An 11,984-nucleotide genomic window follows, 5' to 3' on the forward strand; every position below is an offset into this window, starting at 1 on the left:
AATAATATTACTATTTCAGTCTTTTATTATTTAAAATAGAAATGTACTGTTTAAATAAGGAATGGAAGTCGCTTTATTTAGGAGGTTATCTCATGAAAGCCAGAGCGTTAAAGCTGGGAGATACAATTGGGATTATCGCGCCTGCAAGTCCGACGAATTATGAGGAGCAAGAGCAAGCGTTGGAGATCTTTTCTGAGTTTGGTTTTCATCTTAAGTTAGGAGATTCACTCTGGGAACAGCACGGATATTTGGCGGGACATGACTGGAACAGGGCGAAGGATTTGAACCGGATGTTTGCAGACCCTGAAGTAGATGCGATATTTTGCATGAGGGGTGGTTATGGGACGCCCCGTATTCTTGATCTAATTGATTATAGAGGCATTAGGAAAAACCCGAAAATATTTGTAGGTTATAGTGATATTACAGCATTGCATCTAGCAATTCACCGTTTTACGGGTTTGGTTACGTTTCATGGGCCTATGATTACGGAGCTCGCGAGGAAGCCAAATTTTCATTCATGGTCTACTCTATTTCAACACTTAACCAGCCATGTTCCAGTTGCTAGATATGAAGAACCTATAGAGAAACATTGCATTGTAGTAGGAGCAGGGAGAGGGCCATTAATTGGTGGTAATTTATCATTGCTTGTTTCAACACTTGGAACTCCATTTGAGATTGATACAACTGGAAGAATTTTGTTTATTGAAGACGTAGACGAAGATCCATACCGGGTGGATCGCATGCTGACTCAGTTACGGCATGCTACTAAACTTCAAACTGCGGCAGGTATTGTGTTTACTGATTTCACCGATTGTACAGCGGAAAACGAAGAGAAGAGCTTAACGATTCGAGAGATCCTAGATGACATTGTAAAACCACTTGGAATCCCTTGTTATTACGGACTAAACGTAGGACATACTCAGCCTAATTGGACATTACCCATCGGGGTACTTACCGAAATCAATGCAACGGAGGGGTGGATTCAGTTTCAAGAAGGTTCTGTAGAATCGCTTTGAAGGAAACTATTACAGAAGTGGAGTTAAATTATCATTAAGTTTTTGTAAATATATATCTTCTGAATTATATAACTGTTATAATTAGTTTGTATTTCAAATACAATAGTAGAAGTGAATTGAATGAAAAAGTTTTTTTCCATGTGTTTAGCATTCGCATTAATGTTAAGTGTTGGGCTTGTTGCCTCCAGTAACGGTGTTATGGCAAAAGAGCAAGCAAAGCCAGGGATTGGAACACAAGCTATTGATATCACAGGTGTCTGGCGAGGCAATGATGGTGGATATTACTATATCCGTCAAATTGGAAATACGGTTTGGTGGACAGGTTTGAGCAACCATGGAGTCGGAACCAACTGGACCAACGTGTTTAAAGGACAATTAGCTGGAGATAAAGTCACCGGAACTTGGGCTGACGTACCAAGAGGTGGGATTTTAAGCCACGGAAACTTGTCATTTAAAGTTGTCTACACACAGACAGGTATGCGATTGCATAGAACTGCCGTTTCGGGTGGCTTTGGTGGTAGCTTGTGGCACAGATAATTATATAATATATCATAAAATATTTGTCAATATACTAGCATCCAAATGGGTGCTCTTTTTTGTTATCTAGCGGGTGAATAAGGTATAATTTTTGGCAAGTAATATTAAAAAGAATACAGAATAGGGGATTCGATGACACAAACAAGTGAAAGAACAGTGGGTTGGAACTTTGATAATAGTTATGCGAAATTACCTCACGTATTTTTCTCTACGGAGGTATTGAATCCTGTACGTACCCCAGAGCTGATTCTCCTAAATCATTCACTAGCAAACTCTCTGGGATTAGACACAGAAGCTTTGCAAAAGGGAGAGGGAGCAGAGGTATTTGCCGGTAATAAGGCTCCTGAAGGTGCAATGCCACTAGCCCAAGCCTATGCAGGACATCAATTTGGTCATTTTACTATGTTAGGAGATGGCCGGGCTATATTGCTAGGAGAGCAAATCACACCTAGTGGGGAGAGGTGTGATATCGTATTAAAAGGGTCTGGTAGAACGCGATATTCCCGAGGAGGAGATGGTCGTGCGGCGCTTGGTCCGATGTTACGGGAGCACATCATCAGTGAATCCATGTATGCCCTCGGAATTCCTACCACTCGTAGTTTAGCAGTTGTGACGACCGGAGAAATGATTGTCCGTGAGATCGATTTGCCAGGGGCGATCTTAACTCGAGTAGCTAAGAGTCATCTTCGTGTAGGCACCTTTCAATATGCAGCTAGATGGGGGAGTAAGGAGGACTTACGAGCTTTAGCAGATTATACGTTGCAACGTCATTTCCCTGGGGTTGTTCTAGATGAAAGGCGATATCTTTCTCTATTAAAAGAAGTGATCAAACGTCAAGCGTCATTAATTGCTAAATGGCAACTGGTTGGCTTTATACACGGAGTAATGAATACGGATAATATGACCATTAGTGGCGAGACAATTGACTATGGTCCGTGTGCCTTTATGGATACATATCACTTGGAAACGGTATTTAGTTCTATTGATCAGCAAGGTCGTTATGCTTATGGAAATCAGCCTCGTATTGCTGGATGGAATCTGGCTCGATTGGCAGAGGCACTCCTACCATTACTCCATGAGAAGGAGTCTGAGGCAGTGGAGATAGCCCAAGAGGCGATATCTCACTTTCCTGATATTTATCGAAATGATTGGCTGGATGGGATGAGAGGGAAGCTCGGGCTCTGTCATGCGGAAAAAGGGGATGAATCGTTGATTGAAAGCCTTCTTTACATGATGCAGAAGTACCAAGCCGACTATACCAATACATTTCGTGCACTCACGCTAGATCAATGGGAGGAGCTAGCTTTTTATGGAAAGCCAGAATGGGATCAGTGGACTCAGAAATGGCAGAAAAGATTAGAGAGAGAACAAGTTTCTAGATCAGATTCAAAACAGTTAATGAAGAGTTGTAATCCGGCGATCATTCCACGAAATCATCGAGTAGAGGAAGCGTTAGAGTCTGCCATGCGAGGAGATCTTAGTGTGATGAATCAGCTTCTAGGGGCTCTTTCCGACCCGTATGCTTATACATCAAGACAAGCTACATACTGTTCATTACCTGATCTGAATTCACATCCCTATCGAACTTTTTGTGGGACATAGGGGGAGAGTGTTTGCCTCCTGTCCCACAAAAAATACATAAACGAGCCCTTTTTTGATTTTATCATCTATCTAACTATCACTTGTCTATCTAAAGAGAATAACATATATGAGTTGAGCTAATAGAAAAGAAGAGTGACAATACCTTTCCGGTATAAGAGATGGGAAGAATGAAATTGGCTATTCGTTTATCACCTGAACAAAACATTTACCATCTGGATCATAGAAAGGTTTGTTTTATTCATGTTCGTACTCTGAGTTTTTGGCAGGATGTACTAGATAAAAAGCTAGAACGATTGCTCTCATCGGGATTATATCAAAAAGTAAATGCTATTTTTATTAATTTTGTTGTAGATGATTTGCATAATACCCAATTTATTGAAGAGCAAATTGTAAAACCTTTGAGTCATTTTGATGATACAGTTCAATATAGGATTCTTCCTGAGGAACATCAGTATGAACGAGCAACCTTGCATTGGATTCACCAGTATTGTAGCGCAAGTGTGAATAATGTAGAAGTACTGTATCTCCACTCCAAGGGAGTAAGACATGGTGAGGTACCCAATAAAGCTTGTATAGAAGATTGGGTTAATTTGATGGAGACTGTATTAGTTGACTACCATGAAGTGAGTTTCGAATATCTAAAAAAAGTGGATGCTTGTGGAATTAACTTTTTCCTTCACCCACCGTATCCACCTCATTACTCTGGAAATGTTTGGTGGGCAAATAGTCACTATATTAAACAGTTATCAGGAACGGTCCCTCCGGACTGGTTAGCGCCAGAAATGTGGATTTTATCTCATCATACTGTTACATTTGCTGAGATATTTAATTCTGGATATCCCCTCGCGGCTCATTATCTACACCGATTTCCTAAAGAGAACATTCCTTCACAATTTCAACCGATTGTGTACCAAAAGGACGGAGATGGAGTAAGAGTCTGTCCTATATAGGTTGATTCATGTACCACTTAGCTAGAAGCTGTCTATCTAAGTGGTACTTTCTATTCTATGATTTGTGTGATCCAATCAATGAGATCGTGGAAAACCTGTTCGCGATTTTTTTCATGTAGCATCTCATGTCTCTTGTTTTTATACAGCTTCATGGTTACGTTTATAACGCCACAGTTACGATAGGTGTCGTATACTTCTTTCACCCCTTTTCCTTTATCTCCAACAGGATCAAGATCCCCTGAAAACAAGTAAATAGGGAGATGTTTGGGCGTTTTTTTATATTCTTTGAGTTGATTTACGATGAGTACTCCTTTAAATAGCTCGCGATAAAAGCTGGTTGTGCAGGTAAATCCGCATGCGGGATCTGCTATATAGCGATCCACTTGGCTAGTATCAGAAGATAGCCAATCAAAATCAGTGCGTTTTGGTTTAAATTGAGAGTTAAAAGTGCCAAATGACAACAGTTTCAGTATGTTGCTCTTTGCTTTTGCTCCACGTATTTTCATTTCCAGAGTAGCGAAAAGATGCCCTATTTTTCCTAGAAGGCCTGGGTTTCCACCTGTACCTGAAAGAAGGAGTCCATCACATACATTACTCTGGAGCTGTACCGCCCGTCTTGCTAAAAAAGATCCCATACTGTGTCCGAGCAAAAAGAGCGGGCAGGAGTGCTTGTTACGAATGAGGTCAGAAACGAAGATGATGTCCGTAACAGCTTGATCCCATCCCACATCCGGCTCGAAATATCCATAGTCGTTTTCTTGTTTCACCGTTTTCCCATGTCCGCGATGATCGTGAGCGTATACTCCAAATCCAGCTGATAGTAAGGCATCTATACATTCGTTGTATACTCCGATATGCTCAGTCATACCGTGTGCAATTTGAATGATTCCTCTGGGCTCTGCAGGTAGCCATGTGTATAAATAAATTTCCGTTCCGTCTATCATGTGAATAAATCCTTCTTGAATATCCATATGTATGACCCCCTTCTATTTATTATAAGCGGCTCGGAAGGTATGTGAGAAATCATTTCTGAAAAAAGGAAAAGAGCATAAAAGGAAGAAATTACCATTGTTCTATTATTTTCTCATAGGGAGGTACGTATGAAGCGAGCTTTTTATTTCATGATGGGACTGCCTGTACTCGCTCTATCGCTGTCAGGATGTAATGATTCTACCCCGACTATGAAACCACAACTTCCAGCTTCAGTAGAAAAAGCGCAAGCCGAAATCATAAGCAGTAAAGGCGAAAATATCGGAAAAGCGGAATTCTGGCAGGAACAGGATTATGTGATGGCGAGGATAATGGTAAAAGATCTACCTGAAGGACCACATGGAATTCATGTCCACACAGTAGGTAAGTGTGATATTCCTACGTTTGAAACTGCTGGGTCTCATTTTAATCCAGCACATAAAAAACATGGAACTGAAAATGTGGAAGGACCCCATGCTGGAGATTTACCCAACTTAGAAATAAATGATAAGGGTGAGGGAATAGCTGAGTTTTCACTAGAAAACGTTACCTTAAAAGGAAGTGGAGACAATTCATTATTCCATCCTGGCGGAACAGCGATTGTGATTCATAAAGACAAAGATGACTATAAAACGGACCCATCAGGGAACTCCGGGGTGCGCATCGCCTGTGGAGTAATCCAAAAACTGTAGTAATAAAAGGAGTATACGGGAGGACTGTATCACGGGCTATCATCCCAAGAGATTCACAAACTTAATGAAAGCTCAATACATGTCCTTCTTTTTTATTAAGAATAAATTTATTAATCGTGTATTATTTAAAAAATATTATGTTATCTATTGATTAAGAAATAAATGAGTGATACAATTTATATACGAACATATATTCTTGTCAATGCAAAAGGGGTATGAACATCTTGGATAAAGTCACCGAAAAAAGTACAAAATCTACTATTCTAACAGCACTACGTAATGCAGAAAAGAAGATTGCTGAATTAGAAAAAGGAAAACTGAACGCAGTTGCTGAAACGGAGGCGAAGAAATCAACCGAGACGATTCAAAAAGCAAATGCTGTTATGGAAGTAAGCATTGATGATAAAATCAAAGATTTATCTAAAACAGTTACACAGATGTTGTTGCAAATGAGTGATGAGATTACAACGCAAACAGATAATCTTCAAACAGTAAAAGATGCGATCTCATTAAAAGAAGAAGAGCTTAAGGAACTATATGAGATTGAGAAAAAAGCGCATACCTTAGCTGGTTTAGTGAATGCTCATCAAGAATTAAAACTACAACAAGAGAGAGAACTTGTTGAAGCAAAAGAAAAAGCAACAACAGAACTCAATGAAATTGTAGAAAAAATAAAGAATGCTCGTGAAGAGTATGAGCTTCTCGTGAAAGAGCAGAAGGAACAACTTACACAGACGAAAAAACGAACGGAAGAAGAATTTACATACGATTTTGCACGTACTAAGAAACAATCTCATGATGAATTGGAAGATGAACTTATTAGCAAGCGTAAGGAATTTCAGAACGAATTAGACCAAAAAAATAGTGAGATGGCCGATCACAAGAAAGCATTAGATGAGAGAGAGAAAGAACTAGAGAAACGTGAATTAAAAATGACTGATCTGGAAGCAGAAGTAGAGGCATTCCCGAAAAAGGTAGAAGAGTTGAAAGCAGAAGCAAGTGCGAAGGCCGATGCCGAGATTAAGAAGGTACTAGCTATTCGAGAGAACTCTCTTAAAAAGGAAATTGAAGCAGATAAAAGAATTCTCGAATCAGAAAGAGACAGATTAGAGAGTCAGTTAGAGGCTGCTAATGATAATATTCACGCATTACAAACCAAGTTGGATGAGGCTTATAAACGGATTCAAGAAATGGGTATCCAGATGGTATCTAGTTCAAATGAGACGAAAGCATTTGATAAGATCACTGCCCTTATCTCTGAAAAAAATAGTAAATAAAGAAGAGCCTGAGGCCTGTTCTATCGTAGAGCAGGCTTTTAGCTTATTAGTAGATTCACCTGGTTCTTGATTATGGCTAATTTCTCTCGATAGTTGCCAAATATGATCCCTTTTTCGGTGATAATAGCTGAAATATACTCGTGTGGTGTGATATCAAAAGCAGGATTGTAAACTTGAATTCCCTCAGGAGCAATCCGTTTCCCAGCAAGATGAGTAACCTCTTCTGGGGGACGTTCTTCGATTGGAATACATTCACCAGTAGAGGTATCTAAATCAATCGTAGATAGGGGAGATGCGACATAAAAAGGAATCCCCAACGCTTTGGCTTGGAGTGCAAGCCCAAAGGTTCCGATTTTATTAGCAGTATCCCCATTTGCAGCGATACGATCGCAACCTACGATGATGGCTGAGATTTTCTTGGTACGCATGGTATGAGCTGCCATGTTATCTGTGATGAGGGTGACATCCAGTCCAGCTTGCTGTAATTCCCAAGTAGTGAGACGAGATCCTTGGAGTAGTGGCCTCGTTTCGCAAGCATAAACAGATAGGGGAACTCCTCGTTCTTGAGCAAGATAGAAGGGAGCGAGTGCGGTTCCGTAACGTGCAGTGGCGATTGATCCTGGATTGCAAATGGTTAAAATGCGGTCACCTGGTTGAAGTAAGCTAAGGGCATATTCGCCGATTTGTTGGCAAGTGATTTCATCTTCTCGTTGAATCGTGAGGGATTCGATTTCCATAAGGTAAATGGCATCTTGGACCGTCTCAGCATGTTGAATAGATTGCACAACACGATCCAAAGCCCAACATAAATTTACCGCCGTTGGACGAGCAGAGGAAAGATAATTACGCTGGATTTTTAGTTGATGTGCAAAAATCCGTAAGTCTGCCTCTTCCTGTTGTTGATTTGCCCACAGCGAAAGTCCAAAAGCGGCTGCAATCCCAATAGCAGGAGCACCTCTCACTTGTAAAGAGTGAATCGCATTCCATAGTTGTTCGGTTGTTTCGATTCGAATAAAGCTTGTTTGGTGTGGAAGCTCATGTTGGTCTAGAAGGAGTAGATGATCTCCCCGGTATTGTACAGATTGAATAGGTGTATGTATGCTCATGATCGCAACGCTCCTTTTATACGTTGAATAAAGTGGGCTAAGCTATAGAGTTGGGTACGGGATTTAATCAGATCCGAACCAAGCTGAATGGCGCGCTTTTTGATTTCAATTTGGGTGTGAAAGTCTTCGATTGTGTCAAGATCTGCTACATGGGCTAATCCGATCGTACGGCGAATGATTTCACAACCAGCGAATCCGATTGCATCCGTCCAAATTTTTAGTAAGAAACGCGGCAATATACCGTTTACATTCGTATAGATTTCATGATTTGATTTGTCCCAAAGTTTGGTGAACTCTTGTACAAAGGTAATCCACGTTCGTTCTATGGTGCGTAGAAGCTCATTTAATAGTGTGGAACGTTGATTCGTAATAGCGAGTTTGGATAGTGCATTTAAAATGATGTTGGCGAAGAATTGTCCCAGATCAAAGCCGATCGGTCCGAAGAAGGCAAACTCTGGGTCAATGACTTTTGTCGACTGTTCTGTGACGAAGATGCTTCCTGTGTGTAAATCGCCGTGTAGAAGCGCTTCTGCTTGAGTGAGAAATTGAAATTTTAAGACTCCTATTTCAGTGAGTAATGTTTCGTCAGCCCAAAGTTTTTCGACTGCGGGCCTAAGTTCTATTGGAAAATGGTTGGTTGGGTGATCGAAAAAAGGGTCTGTAAAGACAAGATCTTCTGTAATTTTGCATAGGTCTGGATTGGTGAATTTTTGTACGAGCTCTTTTTTGACAAATGGATGGAGCGCGAAATCACTAGTGGTAAATAAAGTATGTGCGACATAACGTCCTATGTGCTCAGCCAGTAACGGATAGTGACGGTTGGAAATCAGTTCGGTTCGTAGAATACTATGGTCGGATAGGTCCTCCATCACCGTACATGCTAATTCGTAATCTGTGTGCAAAACGCGAGGTACCAGATCGGGTACTACCTTTGCGTTGATGTGTAGTGATTCTGACTCAATCCTTGCTCGATTGAGGGATAATGGCCAACTTTCTCCTACGACCTTCGCATAAGGAAGAGCTTGTTTGACGATGATGGAACGACTGGTTTCTAGTTCAGTGAGTTGAAAAACAAGATTTAGGTTGCCGTCACCAATTTCTTTGACAGTGAAGTTGTTAGGATGATCAAAGATGGAAAGCGTTTTTACAAACTCCACCACGGTTTGTGTGGTAAAAGGAGCATATTGGTTTAAAACAGACTGTTGTGTCATGATCATTTCCTCCCCGAACGATAGTGATATGATACGGGGGCAAATAAAAACTGCCCCTTTCGTATGAAAGAGGCAGGGAATGATGATTCCGCGCCTCTTATCTTGCGAACGTCTAAAAAATACGTTCCGCTGGAATTAGCACCGTGCCGTGTTTGACTAGGTCAAGGCTCCCACTCCTACTGACGTGGACGCCCCATCTCGCGATGGTATTACGGTCGGTTGCTGGGCTTCATCGGGCCAAAATCCCTCCACCTGCTCTTGATAAGAGACCAAAAATATATAATTGAGTGTTAAATTGGACTTTTCAAATGCAATCATATAGGCTTTCGGAATTTGTTGTCAATAGAAAAATTTCTTGACTGGGATGAATCTAATATATTTCTGGACGACGGTCCGCGAAGATCGGGATAGTGGAGCGTATTTTGGTTACTTGATCGGTGTCAATTTCGACTTGGATAATGGCGGCTTTTTCATCTGCCTCAGCCAATACTTCGCCCCATGGATCGACTACCATGGAGTGTCCAGCAAATTGGTTGTTTGGATCACTTCCTGAACGATTGCAAGCGATGACATAACATTGGTTTTCAATTGCCCGGGCAATACAAAGACTTCTCCAGTGTGAAAGACGTTGGATGGGCCACTGAGCTGGAATATAAAGTACCTCAGCACCGTTAAGAACGGCTTTTCGAATCCACTCAGGAAAGCGTAGATCATAACAGATAAAACCTGCGCTCACTACTTCATCCAGCGTGAATGGTTTTAGACTAGAACCAGCTGTAAGATAGAGGTGCTCATCCATCAATTGAATGAGATGTGCTTTGTTGTATTCATTTACTACTTTCCCTTGTCGATTGAAGACATAGAGTGTGTTGGTAATTCCTGTTTTGGATTTTTTTGGAATCGACCCTGCGACGATATGAACTTGATATGTTTTTGCTAGTCGCGAAAAAAGAGATTGTGTTCGTTCTCCATCTGGGTCCGAAATTTCTGGTAGCCGTTTCAGATCATAGCCAGTCGTCCATAACTCTGGTAGCACGATCACATGAGGTGGATTCAATTGTTTCATGACTTGGTGCATGAGGTCCTTTACTTGCTTTATATTAGCCTCTGGATCTCCAAATGTAATATCCATCTGAATCAGGCAAATGGCTTGCTTCATTCTAAAATCCTCCCCTTTGACAACTTCCTCTACACGTTATAACATATATCATTATCATTTCAAGAATGTTCGAAAGTCACAGGGAGTGATGGATAATGGCGCAATTCGCACAAGCAGATGTATTAACAAAACTACCGAAGCAATTCTTTGCCAATCTCGTTCAGAAGGTGAATCATCTTATTGCAAGCGGGGCAGATGTCATCAATCTTGGGCAAGGTAATCCCGATCTCCCAACCCCACATCATATCGTTCAGGCAATGCAGGAAGCGACTGCGAAATCAGAGCATCATCGCTACCCTCCCTTTCGGGGACACCGTTTTCTCAAGGAAGCCGTAGCCCATTTCTATGCTCGTGAATATGGAGTGGAACTCAATCCTGACCGTGAAGTAGCGGTTCTCTTCGGGGGGAAAGTGGGCTTAGTGGAAATATCCCAGTGCTATTTAAATCCAAATGATATCGCTCTTGTACCCGATCCAGGCTATCCTGACTATTGGTCTGGAATTGCTATGGCACGAGCGAAAATGGTGCAAATGCCATTGTTAGAAAAAAATCAATTTTTACCTGATTTCACGCAAATCTCAGATGAGGTATGGAATCAGGCAAAATGTATGTTTTTAAACTATCCCAACAATCCAACGGCTGGAATAGCTACTACAGAATTTTTCGAGGAAACGGTTGCCCGTGCTAGGGACTATCGGGTACTAGTTGTACATGATTTTGCCTATGGAGCGATTGGATTTGATGGCCAGAAACCGATTAGTTTTATGCAAATCCCAGGTTCCAAAGAGGTGGGGATTGAAGTATATACATTAAGCAAGACCTATAACATGGCAGGATGGCGGATCGCATTTGCTGTAGGGAATGAGCAAGTGATTGAGTCGATTCAATTGATTCAGGATCATTTTTATGTCAGCATTTTCGGAGCGATTCAGGAGGCGGCGGCAGTAGCACTGAATCATTCTCAGGAGTGTGTGGATGAATTGGTAGGGGTTTATGAAAGTCGCCGAAATGCTTTTATATCAAGGATTCAGGAACTGGGAGTGGAGGATATTCATGCACCAAAAGGCTCTTTTTTCTGTTGGTTACCTACTCCAAGTGGTCTAAGATCGCAAGAATTTGCTGATTTGTTGTTGGAACAAGAGCATGTTGCGGTAGCTCCTGGCGTTGGATTTGGAGAAAGCGGAGATGGATATATTCGTGTTGGCTTATTGACCACAGAAGAGAGATTGATCGAAGCGGCAGAGAGAATGGCTCGTTGTTATCATCAGCTAAAAATAGATTGACATCGCAAATGCATTCAGTCATAATCAGATTAATTAAATAATTGAATACAGATATTTCTCTTATCAAGAGTAGGTGGAGGGACTAGCCCTTTGAAACCCGGCAACCGACTTATCTAACGATAAAAACGGTGCTAATTCTTGCAGTTCAGAAATGGACTGAGAGATGAGAGGAAGATGACGAA

The 11,984-nt window shown here is 41.2% G+C and carries 11 protein-coding genes and 2 riboswitches; of the genes, 7 read left to right on the top strand and 4 right to left on the bottom strand.

From position 1 onward, the window contains the following. Positions 1-92 precede the first annotated feature (92 nt). From BLU58_RS10710 to BLU58_RS10725, 4 genes are all read left to right on the top strand, one after another. A complete protein-coding gene (locus BLU58_RS10710) occupies positions 93-1,016 on the top strand; it encodes a S66 peptidase family protein (RefSeq protein WP_176786622.1) in 924 nt (307 codons plus the stop codon). Positions 1,017-1,136: 120 nt separating this feature from the next. After that, on the top strand, positions 1,137-1,553 hold the full coding sequence (locus BLU58_RS10715) for a hypothetical protein (RefSeq protein ID WP_093292212.1): 417 nt from the start codon (positions 1,137-1,139) through the stop codon (positions 1,551-1,553). A gap of 132 nt (positions 1,554-1,685) precedes the next feature. Beyond that, positions 1,686-3,155 (top strand): protein adenylyltransferase SelO, encoded by a 1,470-nt coding sequence (locus BLU58_RS10720; protein ID WP_093292213.1) that lies wholly within the window; start codon positions 1,686-1,688, stop codon positions 3,153-3,155. A gap of 173 nt (positions 3,156-3,328) precedes the next feature. Then, positions 3,329-4,105 carry a hypothetical protein gene (locus BLU58_RS10725; protein ID WP_176786623.1) on the top strand — a complete coding sequence of 259 codons (777 nt, stop codon included), beginning with the start codon at positions 3,329-3,331 and terminating at the stop codon, positions 4,103-4,105. Between the two features lie 50 nt (positions 4,106-4,155). On the opposite strand, the gene BLU58_RS10730 is transcribed toward BLU58_RS10725, so the two are convergent. Beyond that, on the bottom strand, positions 4,156-5,076 hold the full coding sequence (locus BLU58_RS10730; protein ID WP_093292215.1) for an alpha/beta fold hydrolase: 921 nt from the start codon (positions 5,074-5,076) through the stop codon (positions 4,156-4,158). Between the two features lie 129 nt (positions 5,077-5,205). Between BLU58_RS10730 and BLU58_RS10735 the strand changes: the two genes are divergently transcribed. Together BLU58_RS10735 and BLU58_RS10740 are read left to right on the top strand one after the other, a co-directional pair. Continuing rightward, positions 5,206-5,766, top strand: a complete 561-nt coding sequence (locus tag BLU58_RS10735) for a superoxide dismutase family protein (RefSeq protein ID WP_093292216.1) — start codon at positions 5,206-5,208, stop codon at positions 5,764-5,766. Positions 5,767-5,990: 224 nt separating this feature from the next. Next, positions 5,991-7,043 carry a coiled-coil domain-containing protein gene (locus BLU58_RS10740; RefSeq protein WP_093292217.1) on the top strand — a complete coding sequence of 351 codons (1,053 nt, stop codon included), beginning with the start codon at positions 5,991-5,993 and terminating at the stop codon, positions 7,041-7,043. A 38-nt stretch (positions 7,044-7,081) separates the two neighbouring features. Here BLU58_RS10740 and mtnA read toward each other — a convergent pair whose 3' ends face one another. From mtnA to BLU58_RS10755, 3 genes are all read right to left on the bottom strand, one after another. Continuing rightward, positions 7,082-8,149: an S-methyl-5-thioribose-1-phosphate isomerase gene (mtnA, locus tag BLU58_RS10745; RefSeq protein ID WP_093292218.1), complete on the bottom strand. Its 1,068-nt coding sequence runs from the start codon at positions 8,147-8,149 to the stop codon at positions 7,082-7,084. Then, positions 8,146-9,366, bottom strand: coding sequence for an S-methyl-5-thioribose kinase (gene mtnK / locus BLU58_RS10750; protein ID WP_093292306.1), 1,221 nt, complete (start codon positions 9,364-9,366; stop codon positions 8,146-8,148). The genes mtnA and mtnK overlap by 4 nt, the downstream gene beginning before the upstream one ends. Positions 9,367-9,454: 88 nt before the next feature. Further along, positions 9,455-9,628: riboswitch (SAM riboswitch) on the bottom strand. A 102-nt stretch (positions 9,629-9,730) separates the two neighbouring features. Further along, positions 9,731-10,519 carry a carbon-nitrogen family hydrolase gene (locus BLU58_RS10755; RefSeq protein ID WP_093292219.1) on the bottom strand — a complete coding sequence of 263 codons (789 nt, stop codon included), beginning with the start codon at positions 10,517-10,519 and terminating at the stop codon, positions 9,731-9,733. Positions 10,520-10,614: 95 nt separating this feature from the next. Here BLU58_RS10755 and BLU58_RS10760 point away from each other — a divergent pair, with 95 nt between their 5' ends. Next, the gene (locus BLU58_RS10760; RefSeq protein WP_093292220.1) at positions 10,615-11,802 is read left to right on the top strand and encodes a pyridoxal phosphate-dependent aminotransferase; all 1,188 of its coding nucleotides are present in this window, start codon (positions 10,615-10,617) and stop codon (positions 11,800-11,802) included. 57 nt (positions 11,803-11,859) lie between these two features. Continuing rightward, positions 11,860-11,972: riboswitch (SAM riboswitch) on the top strand. Positions 11,973-11,984 lie beyond the last annotated feature (12 nt).

Origin of the sequence: Thermoactinomyces sp. DSM 45892, assembly GCF_900107305.1 — a bacterium.
In the GTDB taxonomy this organism is placed as follows: Bacteria; Bacillota; Bacilli; order Thermoactinomycetales; family Thermoactinomycetaceae; genus Baia.

Coding starts and splice junctions, on each gene's coding strand:
- BLU58_RS10760 (WP_093292220.1), top strand. CDS start 10,615: ATGGCGCAATTCGCACAAGCAGATGTATTAACAAAACTACCGAAGCAA.
- BLU58_RS10715 (WP_093292212.1), top strand. CDS start 1,137: ATGAAAAAGTTTTTTTCCATGTGTTTAGCATTCGCATTAATGTTAAGT.
- BLU58_RS10720 (WP_093292213.1), top strand. CDS start 1,686: ATGACACAAACAAGTGAAAGAACAGTGGGTTGGAACTTTGATAATAGT.
- BLU58_RS10735 (WP_093292216.1), top strand. CDS start 5,206: ATGAAGCGAGCTTTTTATTTCATGATGGGACTGCCTGTACTCGCTCTA.
- mtnK (WP_093292306.1), bottom strand. CDS start 9,366: ATGATCATGACACAACAGTCTGTTTTAAACCAATATGCTCCTTTTACC.
- mtnA (WP_093292218.1), bottom strand. CDS start 8,149: ATGAGCATACATACACCTATTCAATCTGTACAATACCGGGGAGATCAT.
- BLU58_RS10730 (WP_093292215.1), bottom strand. CDS start 5,076: ATGGATATTCAAGAAGGATTTATTCACATGATAGACGGAACGGAAATT.
- BLU58_RS10755 (WP_093292219.1), bottom strand. CDS start 10,519: ATGAAGCAAGCCATTTGCCTGATTCAGATGGATATTACATTTGGAGAT.
- BLU58_RS10710 (WP_176786622.1), top strand. CDS start 93: ATGAAAGCCAGAGCGTTAAAGCTGGGAGATACAATTGGGATTATCGCG.